Genomic DNA, 18517 nt, shown 5'->3' with positions numbered 1-18517 from the left:
CTCAGCTCGCGCCGAACGTCTTCACCATCTTCGTGTAGACGCCCATGATGAGCAGCGGCCCCACCCACATGCCCGTGAAGCGGGCGGCGCGCTCGTGGCCGAGCAGCTCCGCGCCCAGGGAGAAGGCCATGGAGCACAGGCTCGCGAAGAGGAAGACGTCCGAGGGCACCTTGGCCGCCTGCTGCTCCAACAACCGGGTGAGGGAACTTTCCGTGTGCTCCGCCCGCATCACCGTCGCCGCCCGATAGTCCCGCGTCGACCGTTCACTCGCTGGATTGATGTCCTTGTGCATGCCGCCCTCCCGTCAGGTCCCATATTTAAGTCCTCCCTGGCGAACGGAGAGGTGGAGGGGTGGGCATGCAAGCGAGCGAGCGGATACACGAAGGGCTGCTGTGCGCGTCGGATGGAGCCGGCCCGCTGCTGCAGCGTGACTACTGGGCGCTCATCCAGAACTGCACGTTCTCGCCCTCGGAACTGATGGAACTGGTGGCCACGCGCTTCGGCGAGTTCGCCCCCGAGGAGCTGGTCGTCTTCGAGCGCACGGGAGGCCCGGACACGCCCCTGGAAGTGGGCGAGGAGATGGAGGTGAACATCCGCGGCGCGGGCGAGTGCCACGTACGCATCATCCACCGGGATCGCCAGAGCTTCACCCTGGCCACCCTTCCCGGCCACCCCGAGGCGGGGCGCATCACATTTGGTGCCTACCGGAATGAGCGGGGCGACGTCATCTTCCACATCCGAAGCCGGGCGCGCTCCGGCTCGCGCATCATCTACCTGGGGTTCTACAGCGGCGGCGAGGCCATGCAGACCAACACCTGGACCGACTTCGTCAACAACGTCGCGCTCACCTGCGGCGAGGGCGTCATCGGCTTCATCCACGCGGAGACCACCGTGATGGAGAAGGCGCACGAGGACGCGGATGACATCCGGGGCCCCACCTATCTCGCGCGGGGAGACGAGGCATGACGAACGTCGAGTGGCGTTGGAAGTCGGGCTGGTCGGATCCGGAGTTGCTGGCGCGGCTCGGGAAGGCGGCCACCCTCCCCCTCAACTTCGAGGGGCAGGAGAAGGACATGACGCCCGACAACGGCTGGAGCCTGGTGGAGTCGCAGGCCATCATCGGCTGTGACCGGCCGGGAGCGCCCTCGGGGGATGACGCCTTCGCGCGGCTCAAGCACGCGGTGACGGAGCTGGGCTTCTCCGACCCGCGCATCGTGCGAGGCCACTTCGACAGCGCCATGCCGCTCCTGGGCCGGCCAATGCTGCTCGAGCTGCGCCCGTTGCGCGTGTTGCGCTACCTGTGCCCGGTGCGCATCCGGGCCGTGCGCTCGGAGCAGGACGAGCACCGCACCGCCTACGGCTTCAGCATCGACACGCTGGTGGGGCACGTGGAGTCGGGCCGCGAGTGGTTCCTCCTGAGCAAGGATCACCGCACGGGCGAGCTGCGCTTCCACATCAAGGCGGCCTGGCGCGAGGGCGAGTTCCCCAACTGGTGGAGCGCGGTGGGCTTCGAGCTGATGGGGCGGCGCTACCAGCGCGCGTGGCACCACCTGGCCCACATGCGCCTGCGCGAACTGTTGAGCCAGGGCCACCTGGTGCAACACCCGGGAGGCGAGGAGATGCAGCACACGCACCTGCGGGTGAGCCGGCTGCCGGTGCAATTCTTCTCGCAGCGAGGCCTGAGCCGCCGTCTGGTGCACGTGGAGCGCGAGGTGGAGAGCGAGCGCGGGCGGGACTGGCTGACCACGGTGGGCTTCGGCGTGCTGGCTGGAATGCGCAGCATGAGCGCCCCGGCCCTGCTGAGCTACCACTTCTCCATCGCGCCCAGGACGGCGCCCGAGGGATGGGGCGCGCGGCTGCCGTGGAGCAAGACATCGGGCGTGCTCGGCCTGCTGGCCGCGGGCGAGTGGGTGGCGGACAAGACGCCCTGGATTCCCGCGCGCGTCTCGCCGCCCGCCCTGCTGGGACGAGTGCTCACGGGGGCGCTGACGGGAGCCGCGGTGGCGGCGCCGGGCCAGAGGCTGTCCCCGGTCCGGGCGGTGGTGGGAGCCACGGCGGCGGTGGTGTCCGCCTTCGGCCTCTACACGCTGCGCAGGTTCGCCACGCGTCGGCTGGGTGTGCCCAACGCGGTCGCGGGCCTGTTGGAGGACGCCGCGGCCGCCGCCATCGGAGGCAAGCTCTTCGCCTCCCTGCGGTGAGCAAGGCGGCGCTCAGCGCATCCCCAACCGGCGCAGCAACCGCGCCAGATTCGCCCGGTCCACTCCCAGCTCGGCCGCGGCGGCGGCGAGCTTGCCGCCGTGGCGCCGCAGGGTACGGTCCAGCAGTTGCCGCTGGAAGGCATCGGTCGCCTCGCGCAGCGTGATCGCGGTGGTCACTTCCGGGGCCGGCGTGGCCGTCGCGATGCCCAGGTCCGCGCCCGGGGTCGCCAGATCCAGGTCCTCGTCGCCGATGGACACGATGCGCTGGCCGGCGGCCGTCGCCGTGGCCTGGCGCTGCATCGCCTTGAGCGTGGCGCGACTGAGCTGGTGCTCCAGTTCGCGCACATTGCCCGGCCAGGCGTGGCGGCCCAGTGCCGCCCGCGCCCCGGCGGTCAGGCGCAACCCGCGCAGGCCCATGCGGCGCCGGTTCTCCTCCAGGAAACCGCCGGCCAACAGCAGGATGTCCTGATCGCGCTCGCGCAGCGGCGGCACGCGCAGCGGGTAGACGCTGAGGCGGTGGTACAGATCGGCCCGGAAGCGTCCGGCGCGGACCTCGGCGGGCAGGTCCCGGTTGGTCGCGGTGAGCAGGCGCACATCGACGCGGTGCTCTCGGTCCGAGCCCACGCGCTGCAACTGGCCGCCCTGCAGCACGCGCAGCAGCTTGGCCTGAATGCCCAGCGGCAGCTCGCCGATCTCGTCCAGGAACAGCGTGCCGCCGTCGGCCATCTCGAACTTGCCGCGGCGATCGCCGACCGCGCCGGAAAACGCCCCGCGCACGTGGCCGAACAGCTCGCTCTCCACCAACGTCTCCGGCAGCGCGGCGCAGTTGACCGTGACCAGCGGCCGCGCGGCCCGGGGTGAGGCCGCGTGCACGCTCTGGGCCACCAACTCCTTGCCGACGCCGGTCTCGCCGGTGATCAGCACGGTCAAGTCGCTTGCCGCCACCAGCGCGATCTCCTCGCGCAGGGCCTGCATCACCCCGCTCTGCCCGAGCAGGGTGCGCGGTACGCCGCTGGCCAGCAAGGCGTCGGCACGGGTCCGCTCCTGCTGCACCGACCGCGTCAGCGCCTCGATCCGCGCGGCCGCGGTCACGGTGGCGGCGGCCAGTTGTGCGAACGCCTCCAACACCTCCAGGTGCTCGGCGGCGAACCGCCCGGCGTCCAGCGCGTCCACGGTCAGCAGGCCCCAGGTCGTCCGCTCCAGGCGGAGCGCACAGCCCATGCAGTCGTGCACATCCAGGTGCGGCGCGGGGTGGTCGACCAGCCCATCGTAGGGATCGGGCAAGGGGCTGTCGGGGGGAAAGCGCATCGCTCCCGGTGCGGCCAGCAGCACCCGCAGGCGCGGATGGGCCTCCACCACGAAACGCCGGCCCAGCGTGTCGGCGCTCAGGCCGAGCGTGGCCTGCGGCACCAGCGCGTCGCCCTCCAGGCGCAGCAGGGCGATCGCGTCGGCCGGCAGCAGTTGCTGGAGGGCCTGTAGCAGCCGTGCGTAGCGCTCCTGCTCTGGGAGCGCGCGGGTCAGGTCGGCGACCAGGGGAAACAAGGCATCGAGCAACTGCCGGTGACGAGTCATCATGACCGCCGGGTGAGGGGGTGCGGTCATTATGACGCGTCAGAATGACCCTCGCGCGCACCTCTCTCGTCGATCCACGAGGGGCGTGGCATGGCATCGGGATTGCTCTGCATGGGGTGACATCACAGGGAGGTCCCCCACCATGTTGAGCGAAGCCCAGCGCGCCCAGATCCGCGCCACCGTCCCGCTGCTGGAAACCGGCGGCGAAGCCCTCACCACCCACTTCTACCAGCTGATGCTGCGCGAGTACCCCCAGGTGCGGCCGCTGTTCAACCAGGCCCACCAGGCCAGCGGGGCGCAGCCGCGCGCGCTGGCCGACGGCGTGTTGACCTACGCCCGCCACATCGACCGGCTCGAAGCCCTGGGCCCGCTGGCCTCGCGCATCGTCAACAAGCACGTCGCCCTGCAGATCCAGCCCGAGCATTATCCCATCGTCGGTACCTGCCTGCTGCGCGCGATCCGCGAGGTCCTGGGCCCACAGGTGGCCACCGACGAGGTGATCGATGCCTGGAGCGCCGCCTATGCACAGCTGGCGCAACTGCTGATCCAGGCCGAGTCGGCCGCCTACGACGCCAAGGCGGCCTCCCCGGGTGGATGGCGCGGCGGACGCGCCTTCCGCGTAGCGAACAAGGTGCGCGAGAGCGCGGAGATCACCTCGTTCCACCTCGCGCCGGTGGACGGGGGCGCGGTCGCCGACTTCCAGCCGGGCCAGTACATCGGCCTGCGATTGTGGGTGGACGGTGAGGAGATCCGCCGCACCTATTCGCTGTCGGCCGCGCCCAACGGCCGCAGCTACCGCATCAGCGTCAAGCGCGAGCCCGGCGGCAAGGCGTCCAACTACCTGCATGACGCGGTGGCACCGGGCCACGAGCTGACGGTCTTTCCGCCCTCGGGCGAGTTCGTGCTGCGGCCCAGCGACAAGCCGCTGGTGTTGATCAGCGCCGGCGTCGGCATCACCCCGACCCTGGCGATGCTGGAGAGCTCGCTGCCGAAAGCTCGCCCGATCACGTTCATCCACTACGCGCGCAACGCACAGGTGCATGCCTTCGCCGACACGCTGCGGACCTGGACGACGCAGCGCCCGAACCTCCAGGTGCGTACCGTCTACGAGCACGTCGATCCGACCGAAGCGCGCCAGCCCGACGCGGTAGGCCGACCGACGCTGGAGCATCTGCGCCAGTGGTTGCCCGCCCATGGCGATGCGGAGGTCCACTTCCTGGGACCCAAGCCGTTCATGGCCTGCATCAAGCGCATGCTGCACGAACTGGGCGTGCCGCCGGCACAGTGCCACTACGAATTCTTCGGCCCAGCCGAGGCGCTGCAATAAGCCAGGAGGGTTCGCTGGCGTGCGGCCAGCGTGCCGCCCGCCGTGGGTCACCCGCCGAGTGCCACCGTGACGCGCTCCTCCTGGGGCGCGACGAGCGATTGCCTTTCCCACGCCCGGCTCTTCCACCGGTACCAGAAGACGAGGCCGCGCATCCACTCGTCCGCCGCGATCGCGAGCCAGATGCCGGGCAGTCCCCATTCCAGGCGGAAGACGAGCAGGTAGCCCAGGGGCAGGCTCATGCAGACCATGGAGGTGAAGGCCATGTAGACGGTGAACCGCGCATCCCCGGCGGCGCGCAGGGCGTTGACCAGGACAAGATTGAAGGAGCGTCCGGACTCCAGCAGCAGGCTCAGCAGGATGACCCGCGAGGTGAGCTGGAGGATGTCCGCATTGGCCGTGAACAGGCCCACCAGTGGCAGGCGCAGCAGGATGACGAGCAGGTCCACCAGCACGGTGATGGCCACCGCCCACTTCAAGCTCTCCAGGGCCCGCCGGTAGGCGTCATCCGGCCGGAGCGCCCCCACCATCCGCCCCACCACGATGGCCGTCCCCATTCCAATCGCCAGACTGAACAGGAAGACATACTGGGAAATGGCCATGGCGTACTGCCGGGACGCCAGGGCCGTGGGCCCGAGGAACGTGACGTAGTACAGGAACACCGTCTGGCAAGAGTGATAGGTGAGCTGCTCGACGGCGGCGGGAACACCCACCCTCAGGATTTTTCGGATGTACTCCCGCGAGAACGTCACGTAGTCGCGCGCCACCATCCGCACGTCCATCACCCGGTAGAGCATCCACACGAAGACGACGAGCGCGGTGGCCCGGCTCACCCCCGTGGACACCGCCGCTCCCGTCACGCCCAGCCGGGGCAGGCCGAAGTGGCCGAAGATGAGCGCGTAATTGCACGCCACGTGGAGCACGTTCATGCCCAGGGACACGTACATGGATTGCCGCGTGAAGCCGTAGGTGCGGATGAGCGCGGAGATGACGTTGATGAGGGCCTGCAGGAAGATGAACCCGCCCGCGATGCGAATGTACGCCCGCGCGTGCCCCAGCAGGGCGCCCCGCAGGTTCATGTGGCTCAAGATGAGGTCGCCGAGCGACAACAGCACCGCGCTCACCACGAGCCCGAGCAGCAGGTTCATCGTGATGGCCAGGGCCGAGATCCGGGCGGCCTCGGGGCTCCTGCCCGCTCCGAGGTACTGCGCCACGACGACGGAGGAGCCGTGGCTGACGACGTTCATGATGAGGATGCACAGCGAGATGTACTGATTGACCACGCCCACCGCGGAGACGGCCTCGTCCGAGACGCCGCTGAGCATGAGCGTGTCCGACGTGCCCATCAGCATGAACAGCAGCAGTTCCAGGAAGATGGGCCAGGTCAGGCGGAACAGCCCCAGGGAGGGCGGAGCCGGGGCTGCCGTTCGAGGCAGTGCGTCCATGGTCTGGCATGTCGCATGCCGCGAGCGCGCTGTCGAGCGCTGGCCAGACTCACACCACCCCAACGGTCGCCATGGACACCGTTGGTGCCACAACCTTGTGCCCTCCCCTCGCGTCGACACGTCCAGGTCAAGCGTCGCGCAGCGACTTGTGCATGAACAGGGAGGGCTCCAGCGCCCCATGAATGGAGCAGGCGTACTCCGGCACCATGCCGGTGACCTGGAATCCCAGCGAGCGGTAGAGCCGCTCCGACGCGTTTCCCGGCACGGTGTCGAGCACCAGCAGACTCCGTCCGGCGCGGCGCGCTTCGTCTTCCGCGCGCAGCATCAGGGCCCGAGCGATGCCGCGCCGGCGCGCCGCCGGATGCACGAGCATCTTCGCGATCTCCGCGCGGTGCCTGCCATTGGGAGGAGTGTCGAGGACCAACTGCACGGTGCCGACCACGCGGCCTTCCCACCGGGCGACGAACAGGCGCCGGGCCCCCGTCTGGAGCGCGGGCCGCACCCGGCACCAGAAGTCGCTCGCCGCATCCACGGAGAAGGGCAGGACGAAGCCCACGCTGGCTCCATCCTGGACACTCGCATGGAGCACATCGGCCAGCGCGAGAAGTTCCAGGTCCAGGGCCTCCGCGCTCACTTCCTCGATCCGTGGCTCCGTGCTCATGGGGGCATCGGATTCAATCCAATGGCCGGGATGGGAGCAAGCGCCCATCCAGTTCTGGATGGCGCTCCGACACGGCGCGAGGGCATCCTTCCTGGAGAATGAACGATGAAGAGTTGCTGAAGAAGGCGCTGCACGTGGCCAAGGAGGCGGGCCTGCTCCTGCTGCGCAAGCAGGGCTCCGTGCTCCCGTTCGGGCTGACCCTTGATCCGGCGGGCGACCATCCACGAACCTATTTTCCCAGGGACGCCCTGCCACGCGCCTCCTGGGACGAACTGCTCGAGGCCACCCTCACGCACCTCGAGCGCTGCATCGCCTCGGGCGGCATCGGGGCGATCGCGCTCGTCACCACGCTCGAATCCGGAAGTGAGTCCGGCATGGGCATCCAGGTCGAGACACGCGCCTCCTCGCTGTTCCTGGTGTACCCCTACGAAGGAGGCGGACAGAGCCGGAGTCTCGGGGAGCCCCAGACGTCGGAGGAGTTGCTCGTCGGACCGCTCCTGGCGAGCGATTGAGCCCCTCCCCTCCCCGACCCACGTGGCGCTACGGCGTGCCCAGCAATTCCAGGGCCGCCGTGGTCAGCGCGGTGACGCCCGTGCGCACCGTGCGCTCCGCGTCGGGCGCGAAGAGGCCGGAGTGCAGGGATGGCAGGGACTCACCCGCGGCTGTCGCCCGCGCATGGCGCTTGGGCTCCACCGCGCCCAACCACAGCATTGAGGAGGGGACTCCCGCGAGGCCATAGGCGGAGAAGTCCTCGCCGCCCATGAGGGGCTGGCTCTCGCGCACGTTCGCGGCCCCGAGCACCCGGGTGACCGCCCCCACCAGCCGCTTCGTCAGCTCCGGATCGTTGTAGGTGGCGGACATGCCTCCGGTGACGACCACTTCGGGCTCGCGCGGCGCCCCGGATACCTGGGCCTCGGCCTTCACCACGCGCTCGATGGACGCGAGCAGTTGCTTGCGCACCTCGGGCTTGAAGCTGCGCACCGTGAGCTGCAACTTCACCTGATCCGGAATGATGTTGTGCTGGGTGCCGCCGTGAATGGACCCCACCGAGATGACCGCGGGCTCGAGGGGTGACTTCTCCCGGCTCACGATCGCCTGCAGCGCGAGGACGGTGCGGGCCGCGAGCACGATGGGATCCACCGTGGCGTTCGGGAAGGCACCATGCCCGCCCTTGCCGTGGAGCGTGATGTCCACCGAGTCCACGTTCGCCAAGGCATAGCCCGGCACGTACTCGACCGTGCCCGAGGGCGCGGTGGCCAGGTCATGCAGGGCGAGGGCGAAGTCGGGCCGGGGAAAGCGCTGGAAGAGGCCGTCCTCGAGCATCCGCTTCGCCCCACTGCCAGGCTCCTCGGCGGGCTGGCCCACCATCACGAGCGTGCCGCGCCAGCGCTCCTTCGCGCGCGAGAGCAGCGTGGCGGTCCCCAGCCAGGCCGTCATGTGCACGTCGTGTCCACAGGCGTGCATGACGGGCACGCTCTGGCCGCCCGCGTCCGTCATCTTCACCCGGCTGGCATAAGGCAGCCCCGTCTTCTCCTCCACCGGCAGGGCGTCCATGTCGGTGCGCAGCAGCACCGTGGGGCCCTTGCCATTGCGCAGCACGGCCACCACGCCGTGCCCGCCAACCTTCTGGGTCACCTCGAAGCCGAGCTTGCGCATGCGCTCGGCGAGCTTTCCCGCCGTCTTCTCCTCGTGCAGGGACAGCTCGGGGTTCTGGTGCAGGTCCCGGTAGAAGGCCGTCAGTTCGGGAGAGAGCGGGTCGAGGCCCGCGAGCACCGGGGCGGGATCGTTCGCGGCCCGCGCGGCGCCGGGCATCCACAGCAGCGCGGCGAGGCCGAGCGGAAGGAGGGAAGGCGATTTCATGGTGCCCCCTTCGTAATCCGATGCGCGGGTCGGCGCACGGACCCTCGCCATTCTCGGAGACTTCACCGCTGCATTGCACGAGCGCCGGCCGGTGCGCTGCGGGCCGCGAGTGAATCCCCACCGTGAGGCTGCTCACGGCGAAGGAAGCCCGGGCGTTCGAGGCGGACGACATCGAACTCTGGCGTTGCCCGAGACGCCGACCCGCTCCCGGTGACACCGCCAGGGAGAGACGCCTGTGATAGGTTGCGGGCTGCATCGTCCAGGAGCGTGCGCGGCGGGTCCGCGCCCCGGCCGATGGGAGTCATGACGTCCATCATGAATGACAACAAGCGGCAGGAGGACGTCGAGACGACGCCTTCCGCTCCTTCCCTGGGGGGATTGTCCCCTGGGACGCTCGTCGACGAGCGCTTCGCGGTCGAGGCCCTTGCGGGACGCGGGGGCATGGGGCAGGTCTACCGGGCGAGGGACGAGCAGACGGGCCAGCGCGTGGCGCTCAAGCTGCTGCACGGCACGCCCGCGCAGGACGCGCTCTACCGCTTCCACCGGGAAGCCACGCTCCTGTCGTCGCTGCGCCATCCGGGCCTGGTGGCGCACGTGGCCCACGGAGCCACGGAGCAGGGACAGTCCTACCTGGTCATGGAGTGGCTGGAGGGCGAGGAGTTGGCGCGGCGGCTGGCGCGCCAGCCCTTGAGTATCGCCGAGAGCCTGGCGCTGGTGCGGCGCGTGGCCGAGGCGTTGGCGCATGCGCACCAGCGAGGCATCGTCCACCGCGACCTCAAACCCTCCAACCTCTTCCTGCGCGGTGGGAGAGCCGAGGACGTGGTCATCCTGGACTTCGGACTGGCCCGGCACGCCCACTCCACGCGCATGGGAGTGACGCGCAGTCACACCGTGGTGGGCACACCGGGCTACATGGCACCCGAACAGGCCTCGAGCCAGCCGGAGATACCGCCCGCCGCGGACATCTTCTCATTGGGGTGCGTGCTGTACGAGTGCCTCACGGGGCGGCCCCCGTTCGAGGCGCCGCACTTCGCCGCCTCCCTGGCCAAGATTCTCTTCGCCGAGCCCGTCCCTCTCCGCGCGTTACGCCCGGAGTTGTCCGGAGCGTGGGAGACGCTCGTGACGCGGATGCTGGCCAAGGTGCCTGGACAGCGACCCGCCGATGCCACGGAGCTGCTCGCGGCCCTGGAGTCCCTGGCGTTGGAGCAGCCGCCGTCCGGTGTGCCGGAGAGGCCCCGGATGCCGAGCTTCACGGGCGCGGAGCGGCAACTCGTCAGTGTCCTGCTCATGTCGCCGCGGGTGGACTCATCGCGCCCGGAATCCTCGGGCGAGGCAAGCCCCCACGAGATTCTGCGCGCCCTGCTCGTGCCCCGGGGAGGACGGGTGGAACGGCTGGCGGATGGCTCGTGGGTGGCCACGCTCGTGCCCGGACGGGGCACGGCCACGGACCAGGCGGCACTGGCGGCCCGATGTGCCCTGGGCGTCAAGGAGCGCTGGCCCAGGGCGTCGGTGGCGCTGGTGACAGGGCTCGGCGTGCTCGACGCGCACCTGCCGGTGGGCGATGCCATGGACAAGGCGGGCCAGCTCTTGCGGCGGATGGAGCGGGAGCCTTCGTCCTCCGTCGTCATGGACGAGGTGACGGCGGGACTGCTCGGTCCGGGATTCGGGCTGACGCCCTCGGGCTCGGGGTCCTTCCTGCTGCGCGACGAGCACGGAGGCGCCGACACGTCACGGCCGCTGCTCGGCAAGCCCACCCCGTGCGTGGGCCGGGAGCAGGAATTGGCGCTGCTCGAGTCCTGCTTCGCCACGTGCCGTGAGGAGTCCAGTGCGCGGGCGCTGTTGGTGACGGCGGCGGCGGGCGTGGGCAAATCTCGGCTGCGGCACGAGTTCCTGCGCCGGGTGGAGCACGCGTTCCATCCGCCCCGGGTCCTGCTGGCCCGGGGGGACGCGATGCACAAGGGGGCCTCGTACGGACTGCTGGGACAGGCGCTGCGCGAGTGGTGCGGCGTGGTCGAGGGCGAATCCCTGGAATCGCGGCGGGCCCGGCTGAGCCAGCACGTGGCCCGGCACGTGCCGGAGGCCCAGGCGCGCGAGGTGGCCGAGTTCCTGGGCGAGCTGTGCGCGGTTCCCTTCCCGGACGAGGATCGCCCCCGTTTGAGGGCCGCGCGCCAGGAGCCCCAGCTCATGAGTGTCCAGCTGGGCCGCGCGCTGGTGACGCTGCTGGACGCCGAGTGCGCGCGGACGCCCGTGCTGCTGGTGCTCGAGGATCTGCACTGGAGCGACGCGCTGACGGTGACGCTGGTGGATCGGCTCCTGCGCGAGCTGAGCGAGCGGCCCTTCCTGGTGCTGGCCCTGGCGCGGCCCGAGGTGAAGCACCTCTATCCGAGCCTCTGGGGACGCATGCTGCAGGAACTGTCGCTCAACGGCCTGAGCCGCAAGGCGTGCGCGCGGCTGGTGCGAGAGGTGCTGGGCGCCGACGTGCCCGAATCCGAGGTGCGGCGGACGGTGGAGCACTCGGACGGCAACGCCCTGTTCCTGGAGGAACTCATCCGCATGGTGGCGGAGGGCCGGGGAGACAAGGCCCCCGAGACGGTGCTGGCGGTGCTCCAGGCGCGCCTGTTGCGCATGGAGCCCGGGGTCCGGCACACCCTGCTGGTGGCGAGCCTCTTCGGGCGGGCGTTCTGGCCAGGTGGGGTGTGCGAACTGTTGGGGCGCGCGCCCGGCGACGCGGAGGTGAAGACGCACCTGCGGCTGCTCGTGGAGGAGGAAGTCATCGAGTCCGTCCCCGACAGCCGTTTCTCCTCCGAGCCCGAGTACCGCTTCCGGCATGCCCTGGTGCGGGACGCGGCCTACGGGCTGCTCGCCGAGACGCACCGCACACCGGGCCACCAATTGGCGGGGGCGTGGCTGGAGCGCATGGGCGAGCCGGACGCGGAGGAGATCGCGACGCATTACCAGCTCGGGCAGCGCGCCGAGCGAGCCGCCTCCTTCTACATCCAGGCCGTCGAGCGGCTCTTCGAGCGTGGCGACCGGCAGGGCACGATGCGCTGCGTGGAGGCGGCCGTGGCGTGTGGGGTGAGCGGCGAGGCCCTTCCGCGGTTGCGTGCGCTCGAGGCACTGGCGGCGTTCTGGATGGATCACGCGCCCCGGGGGATGGAGCTCGGCGGCCCGGTGTTGGACGCGCTGGTGCCGGGGGAGCGGATCTGGTGCTGGCTCCTGAGTGGCTTGGCGTTGGGCCTGGCCATGGAGGGCCACGCCGAGGCGTCCTGGCGGCTGACGTCGCGTCTGCTGAGCACCGAGCCGGAAGCCGACGCGGTGAATGCCTATCTGGAGGCCCTGGCCCAATTGGGCGCCACTTTCTACTGGGCGGGCGAGCGCGAGCAATTGGCGCGGCTGGTGGAGAGGGCGCGCGAGGTGAGTGAACCCTTCATGGATCGGCCGACCTCGGCCCGTGCCAGCCTGGGAATGCTGGAGAGCCAGCGCATCATCCTCGAGGAGAAGCCCTGGAGCTCGCTGCTGAAGGCGGAGGCGGCCCAGAGGGACTTCGAGGAGCTCGGAGTGGAGCGCTGGGCCGCGCTGTTTCGCGCCTCGGTGGGATTGCATTGGTTGGAGCTGGGCGAGTCCCTCACGGCGGTGCGGCTCCTGCGCGAGTCATGGGCATGGGGCCAGCGCACGGGGCACCCGTTCGTGTCCATGATGGCGCACTTCTATTTGATGCAGGCACTGACGTTCAGCCCACTGCCCGAGCATCGGCGAGAGGCCCAGGAGAGGGCACGGGCGGTGGATGCGGGGGGGACGTTCTTCTCGGTGAACCACGGACTGCTCGCCATGCTGGCGGCGCGGGCGCTCAACGTCCTGGGCGATGCGCGGGAGGCGGAAGCGCTCGCGCGCGGGGCGTGTGGAGTGCTGAAGCCCTTTCCCTCGGTGCTGGGCTTCGCTTGTGCGCTCCTGTCCACGTCACTGCTCACCCAGGGCCGCATGGACGAGGCGCGGCGGGAGGCGGAGGCCGGCGTACGCTGGATGGAGTCGCGCGGAATGAGTGTCTATTCGGTGCCAACCTATCTGGCGTTGGTGGAGGTGTGCCTGGCCCAGGGAGACGCGGAGGCCACGGAGGCCGTGTTGCGTAAGGCGATGGCGCGCGTGCGCGAGCGGGCAAGTGACATTCCCGACGCGGTCCGCCGCGAGCATTTCCTCACCCACGTGCCCGAGAACGCCCGGCTGCTGGCGATCGCTCAGGAGCGCTGGGGCGACCTATACGAGTGAAACGCTGGCGTCTGCGCGTCGTGTACTCGCCATTCGGGTGGCGAGCCGCATGCGACGGAGCTAAAGGGCGGGAGAGCCACTAAAACGGGCAGGATCCCCCGAACCAGCACCTGGAGCGAGGCGGTGTCGAGGGCACCGTTCTCGTACCGCAGGCGCACGATGCGGTTGTCGGTCGGGGAGGTGTGCATCACGTACAGCCAGCGGTCGCTGGAGAAGGTGGGAGAGAGGGCCAGCCCCATTAGCCCGCCCTCGCCGTCGGTGCTCTGCACATTGGGGACGGTGCCCACTGCCCGTCACGGCCGAACTCTGGGCCGACGCATTGTCCTGGGCGTCGCGGGCGAGCACGGCGTAAGCGTAGGCCGTGTTCGGGGAGAGGCCGCTGTCGACGAAAGACGTCCCGGGCGGCAAGCCGGACACCGTCCCGATCTTCAACACGTCGTACGCGCTCACGCCCAGGGTGTCCACCTGTCGTGGTAAACGTCGTAGAAGTCGAGTGCGAGGCGGGTTGCAAGCCCGGTGGGGCGCGGCTAGACAGGCCGCCCCTCCATGCCCAAACCACCAAAAAGACAGGCGCGAGGCGGTCCTGGCTCGCACAAGCCTGCGGAGCCGGCTCCCGTGGATCCGCGTGTCCACCGCAGCCGCGCCATGCTCCGCGACGCGCTCCTCGGGTTGATTCGCGAGCGGGGCTTCGACACCATCAGCGTGCAGGACATCTCCGAGCGCGCCCAGCTCAACCGCAGCACCTTCTACCTGCACTACCGCGACAAGGACGAGTTGCTCACGCAGATCATGCGGGACATGCTCCTCGAGCTCTCGCGGAGGAGTCATCAGCTGGGTGACTCACCCGATCGCCTCCATCGAACCCTGCTGGAGTGGTTCCAGCACGCGGTCGAGCACCCCGAGTTGTATCACCTCATGCTCGGCCGGAGCGGTATGCGCGCCTTCTCGGTCCAGTTGCGCAACATCCTTGAACAGCTCATGAATCTCGACCTGGAGAGAGCCAACAGCCCTCTCCTGATCGAGGGTGTGCCCGTCCCCGTCTTGAACCGCTTCCTGACCTCGGCCTACATGGGGGTGCTCGAGTGGTGGTTGGATCGCCGCTCGCTCCATTCACCCGAGGACATGGCGCGGTGGCTGGGGGCCCTCACCTCCATGATGGGGAGCCACCCACCGGCCACCTCGCCTCAATCGCCCCGGGGCAAGTAGCCCTCCCTCCACTCAGCAGGTGCGCTACGTCTCCGTAGGCGGACTTCTTCGACATTTGCGAGCGCATGTCGAGTAAGCGGCGCTCCGCCTGGGGTTGTTGGTTGTTCCCGTCTTTCCTCGATGACAAAGCATTGGGGTCGCCAACGCGGCGGCCTGGGCCGGGGAAATGGATCCGATGAAGAGTGGCGGCGGGACGGATACTCCAAGAAACAAAGCGACACGGACCGAAGTACGAAAAGACAACTTGGCACGACTCCTCCACCCGGTGGCTCCGGGTGTACTCGTGCTGCGAGGACTCATTCTCGGGGCCGCCGTGTTCCTGTCGGGGGTGGCATTGGCCAAACCTCCCGCGGGCGGGGCGTTCTGCTCTACTTATCCCTCGGCACCCGTGTGCACGGGGCAACAGCCGTCCTGCACGTACTGTCACGTCGCGCCGCCACAGCGCAACGCTTTCGGTGCCAGACTGGAACCCCACTTGGCGCCCGGCGCGGCGCGCCCCCTATCCGACGGGGACTTCGCGTCCGCGCTTCCCTGGGCGCTCGAGGCCGTCGAGGCCGAGGACGCCGACGGTGACGGCGTGCCGAACCTCGTGGAGATCCAGCGGGGCACCTTCCCGGCGGAGCCCAACAGCATACCCGTGGACACCGGCCACTGCCAGGCGGGCGAGAATCCCCAGTACGACGTGTGCCGTTACGACGCGCGCTTCGCGTACAAGCGCCTCCTGCTCGACTTGTGCGGCGTGTCGCCCACCTATGCGCAATTCAAGGAGTTCAGCGCGCTGAGCGCCGACGAGCAACGCGCCCGGATGGATGCCGAACTGGAGCGGTGCACCACCAGCGAGTTCTGGCGGGGCAAGAACGGGCAGTTGTGGAAACTGGCGCACCCGAAGATCCGCCCCGTGGGCTCGCTCAAGGCCGGTGAGGACCCCGGTACCATTGCCCTCGCCGACTACTATGACGACTACGCGCTCTACGCCTACGCACAGCTGGACGATCACGACGCGCGTGAGGTGATGACGGCGAAGTACTACGTGCGCCGGGAGAGCAACCCCACCCGCTACTCGGTGGTGCCGACGCTGCCGACGCAATCCATGGATGAGTTGCACCGCGCGGGCAACATCACCTCCCGGTGGAGCCTCCTCTATTTCGTGATGTTCAGCGCGTTGCCGCGCAACGCCGCGTCGCAGGCCTACCGGGCGTACCTGGGCCTCGACATCGCCAAGCAGGAGGGCCTCTTCAGCGTGCCCGGCGAGCCCCGCGACTACGACGCCAAGGGAGTGACCGCGCCCGCCTGCGCCGCCTGCCACGCGACACTCGATCCGCTGAGCTACCCCTTCCGCAACTACGAGGGCCTGTCCTTCCCCATCAACCCCGATGCGCCCTGGGGGACCTACGTCCCCAACCGCATCGAGAAGCGCTTCCCCAACGACTCGCCGATCATCACCCAGATGCCGGAGGTGGGCTACCTCTTCGGCCAGCCGGTGAGAGACCTCGTCGAGTGGGCGGAGGTCGGGGCCAACAGCGATGCCTTCGCCATCGCCGCCGTCACCGATTACTGGAAGCTGCTCGTGGGCCACGCCCCGACGGCCGAGGAGAACGCCGAGTTCGTCGCCACCTGGAAACGCTTCAAGGGCACGCACCAGTACCGCGTGCAGCGCATGCTTCACGACCTGATCCGCACGGAGGCCTACGGTGCGCCCTGATTTCCTTCGCGTGTTCCTGCTGTCCTCCGCCTGTGTCCTCTCCGCGTGCCCATCTCCCTCGCCCTCGAGGCCGGATGCCGGCACACCTCCGCCCGCTGATTCCGGCACGGGTTCCACTGGTGAGGTGGCGCCTTCCTCGCGCAACCACCTGCGCTTCAAGAATCCGGAGCAGCTGACCGCCCACTTCTCCGCGGCGCTGTCCCTGCCACCGGAGCAGGTGTGCAACGAGCTGGGCCAGTACCCCTGCACCACATCCGTGCACAACGTGGCCCTGGGCGGTGTCGAGCCCTATGCCGTGGGCCTCTACGAGCCCTTGACGTCCACGGGCGTGACGGCCCCTAACGTCATCGACCGCCTGGCGTTGGCGGCCTGTTCCCGGCGTGTCTCGCTCGACGCCACCGCCCCCTCGGAGGCACTCCTCTTCAAGGGCCTCGAGTTCGACGCGCGGGGGCGCCTGGCGAACCGGGACGGCGAGCCGGTCCGCGACGCCATCACCTCGCTCTACCAGCGCGCCCTGCTGCGAGAGCCCACCGAGGTCGAGGTGGGCACGTTGTCGCAACTGGCCACCCAGATCGAGTCCACGGGCAGCCAGATGCCAGGCCGCGACTGGATGGTCGCGTCCTGCTTCACCGTCCTCTCTTCCGCCGAATCCGTCTTCTTCTAAGGGAACGTCATGTCACTCCGCAATAATGGACGGCTCTCTCGCCGGGAGTTGTTGAAGGCATTGTCGATGTGCGCGGCGGGCTCCGCGACCCTGGGACCCCTGCTGACGGGGTGCCGGGACGGGCTCAATACCCCGGCGGCACTCGAGCAACTCGGGGGCGTGCGCCAGGCACGCCTGGATGGCAAGCCCCGCTTCCTCATCGTGGTGGGCGCCGTGGGAGGCGCTTCCATCATCGACAGCATGCTGGCGGTGCGGGCTTCGGAGGCGGGCGCCAACGCCGCGAAGCTCAACACCTTCGCGGACTCGCAGGTGCAGCACGTGGACGGCTCTCCGTTCCGCGCCGTGAAGGTGGACAGCCCCCAGCTGGGCAGCATCCCCGTGCCAGTGAAGACGGACCAGCTGCCCTTCCTGCGCAAGTACAAGGACTGCATGCTAGTGGCCACCTCGGTGGGCACGTCGGTGAACCACGTCATCGCGCAGAAGCGGAGCCTGACCGGTAACGCCGCATGGCGCGGACGCACGTTGCAGGAGTGTGTGGCCCTCCAGTACGGGGCGGGCTTCCCCATTCCCAACGTGAACATGGGCAACGCGGGCTTCTCCGAGCGCGGCACCGACAACACCCTGCCCGCGCACTGCTACGGGGAGGTGGTGGCCAACCCCTCGCTCTGGCCCCTGGGCCTCGACGGGATGAAGGGCATCAAGGACCTGCCTTCCCGCGATGTGGTGGCCCTGGCCCGCGGCACACGCAACACGCTCGATGCCCAGTCAGTCTTCGGACAGACCTTCGACGACGCGGCGGCGCTCAAGCTCTGGAACGAGCAGCGCACCGTGGGGCAGTCCGCACTGGAGGTCCAGGATTTGATCAACCGCCTCAACGTGCTGCCCGATCAGCCGCCGAAGACACCGCTCTCGGAGTACGGCCTGTCAAACTCCCCTGATGGGGAGCGGCTGCGCACGGTCTTCCCGAACTACATGACCGATCCCGTGGAGGGGCAGGCGGCGCTGGCCTTCCTGCTGCTCAAGAACCGGGTGTCGGTGACGGTGACGTTGGGCCCGTCGTTCAACATGGCGGTGACGCCCTCGTACCAGGTCACCAACCCGCCGCTGGCCTTCGACTTCAGCCACAATGATCACCGCTCCATCCAGGCCTTCATGTGGTCGCGCCTGATGGACACGATCGACAAGCTCATCGTGCTGCTCAAGTCGGAGCCCTTCGACTCGAGCGGAGAGAGCCTGTGGGACCGCTCGTTGATCTACATGGCGACCGAGTTCGGGCGTACGCGCAACAGGACGGATGGCGCCACGGAGATGTTTGGCACCGGGCATGATCTCAACAACGGCTTCATGCTGCTGTCGCCGATGCTCCGGGGCAACACGGTGCTCGGAGGCGTCGATCCGCTCACCACGCTGACCTATGGCTTCGACCCGCGTACCGGTGCGCCCGAGCGCGGCAAGCTGACGTCGAACGAGACGGACATCTTCTCGGGCATCCTCACCGCGCTGGGCGTCGACACCTCCGGCAGCGGAATGTCCGACGCGAGCGCCTTCCTCCGCACCTGATCCGCCCGGCACTGGGGGGGAGCCGTCCCCCCAGTGCCGAGACGAACATTCCAAGGAACAAG

General features: G+C 69.2%; 15 protein-coding genes. 9 read left to right on the top strand and 6 right to left on the bottom strand.

All coding sequences use genetic code 11. The features are described from left to right. Position 1: 1 nt before the first annotated feature. Positions 2–292 (bottom strand): hypothetical protein, encoded by a 291-nt coding sequence (locus MEBOL_RS29005; RefSeq protein WP_095980486.1) that lies wholly within the window; start codon positions 290–292, stop codon positions 2–4. Positions 293–357: 65 nt separating this feature from the next. On the opposite strand from MEBOL_RS29005, the gene MEBOL_RS29000 reads away from it, so the two are divergent. Then, positions 358–966, top strand: a complete 609-nt coding sequence (locus MEBOL_RS29000; protein WP_095980485.1) for a DUF1990 family protein — start codon at positions 358–360, stop codon at positions 964–966. Beyond that, positions 963–2198, top strand: coding sequence for a DUF1990 family protein (locus MEBOL_RS28995; RefSeq protein ID WP_095980484.1), 1236 nt, complete (start codon positions 963–965; stop codon positions 2196–2198). The genes MEBOL_RS29000 and MEBOL_RS28995 overlap by 4 nt, the downstream gene beginning before the upstream one ends. Positions 2199–2210: 12 nt before the next feature. Here the strand turns inward: MEBOL_RS28995 and norR are convergent, their stop codons facing one another. Beyond that, the gene (gene norR, locus MEBOL_RS28990) at positions 2211–3773 is read right to left on the bottom strand and encodes a nitric oxide reductase transcriptional regulator NorR (protein WP_245918937.1); all 1563 of its coding nucleotides are present in this window, start codon (positions 3771–3773) and stop codon (positions 2211–2213) included. A gap of 139 nt (positions 3774–3912) precedes the next feature. Between norR and hmpA the strand changes: the two genes are divergently transcribed. Beyond that, positions 3913–5097 (top strand): NO-inducible flavohemoprotein, encoded by a 1185-nt coding sequence (gene hmpA / locus MEBOL_RS28985; RefSeq protein WP_095980483.1) that lies wholly within the window; start codon positions 3913–3915, stop codon positions 5095–5097. 47 nt (positions 5098–5144) lie between these two features. Here hmpA and MEBOL_RS28980 read toward each other — a convergent pair whose 3' ends face one another. Both MEBOL_RS28980 and MEBOL_RS28975 read right to left on the bottom strand, forming a co-directional pair. Beyond that, positions 5145–6539 carry an MATE family efflux transporter gene (locus MEBOL_RS28980; RefSeq protein ID WP_095980482.1) on the bottom strand — a complete coding sequence of 465 codons (1395 nt, stop codon included), beginning with the start codon at positions 6537–6539 and terminating at the stop codon, positions 5145–5147. 127 nt (positions 6540–6666) lie between these two features. Next, complete coding sequence (locus MEBOL_RS28975; RefSeq protein ID WP_095980481.1) at positions 6667–7200, bottom strand: GNAT family N-acetyltransferase; 534 nt, start codon at positions 7198–7200, stop codon at positions 6667–6669. 98 nt (positions 7201–7298) lie between these two features. On the opposite strand from MEBOL_RS28975, the gene MEBOL_RS28970 reads away from it, so the two are divergent. Further along, complete coding sequence (locus tag MEBOL_RS28970) at positions 7299–7712, top strand: hypothetical protein (RefSeq protein WP_095980480.1); 414 nt, start codon at positions 7299–7301, stop codon at positions 7710–7712. A gap of 28 nt (positions 7713–7740) precedes the next feature. Here MEBOL_RS28970 and MEBOL_RS28965 read toward each other — a convergent pair whose 3' ends face one another. Continuing rightward, positions 7741–9060 (bottom strand): amidohydrolase, encoded by a 1320-nt coding sequence (locus tag MEBOL_RS28965; protein WP_095980479.1) that lies wholly within the window; start codon positions 9058–9060, stop codon positions 7741–7743. Positions 9061–9375: 315 nt separating this feature from the next. On the opposite strand from MEBOL_RS28965, the gene MEBOL_RS28960 reads away from it, so the two are divergent. Continuing rightward, positions 9376–13323, top strand: a complete 3948-nt coding sequence (locus tag MEBOL_RS28960) for a serine/threonine-protein kinase (protein ID WP_245918936.1) — start codon at positions 9376–9378, stop codon at positions 13321–13323. On the opposite strand, the gene MEBOL_RS43245 is transcribed toward MEBOL_RS28960, so the two are convergent. Beyond that, entirely contained in the window at positions 13293–13562 is a 270-nt protein-coding gene (locus MEBOL_RS43245) for a PQQ-dependent sugar dehydrogenase (protein WP_245920162.1), read from the bottom strand. The two genes, MEBOL_RS28960 and MEBOL_RS43245, sit on opposite strands and share 31 nt — an antisense overlap. Positions 13563–13938: 376 nt before the next feature. Here MEBOL_RS43245 and MEBOL_RS28950 point away from each other — a divergent pair, with 376 nt between their 5' ends. The 4 genes from MEBOL_RS28950 to MEBOL_RS28935 all read left to right on the top strand — a co-directional run bounded on the left by MEBOL_RS28950 (position 13939) and on the right by MEBOL_RS28935 (position 18455). Next, positions 13939–14529 carry a TetR/AcrR family transcriptional regulator gene (locus MEBOL_RS28950; RefSeq protein WP_170115610.1) on the top strand — a complete coding sequence of 197 codons (591 nt, stop codon included), beginning with the start codon at positions 13939–13941 and terminating at the stop codon, positions 14527–14529. 475 nt (positions 14530–15004) lie between these two features. After that, a complete protein-coding gene (locus MEBOL_RS28945; RefSeq protein WP_425437560.1) occupies positions 15005–16231 on the top strand; it encodes a hypothetical protein in 1227 nt (408 codons plus the stop codon). Then, entirely contained in the window at positions 16221–16895 is a 675-nt protein-coding gene (locus MEBOL_RS28940; protein WP_095980477.1) for a hypothetical protein, read from the top strand. The genes MEBOL_RS28945 and MEBOL_RS28940 overlap by 11 nt, the downstream gene beginning before the upstream one ends. A gap of 9 nt (positions 16896–16904) precedes the next feature. Continuing rightward, complete coding sequence (locus MEBOL_RS28935; protein WP_095980476.1) at positions 16905–18455, top strand: DUF1501 domain-containing protein; 1551 nt, start codon at positions 16905–16907, stop codon at positions 18453–18455. Positions 18456–18517 lie beyond the last annotated feature (62 nt).

The sequence above is a fragment of the Melittangium boletus DSM 14713 genome, assembly GCF_002305855.1.
Taxonomy (GTDB): domain Bacteria; phylum Myxococcota; class Myxococcia; order Myxococcales; family Myxococcaceae; genus Cystobacter; species Cystobacter boletus.
The sequence above is the reverse complement of the archived record's forward strand: the minus strand, read 5'-3'. Positions and strand labels throughout refer to the sequence as shown.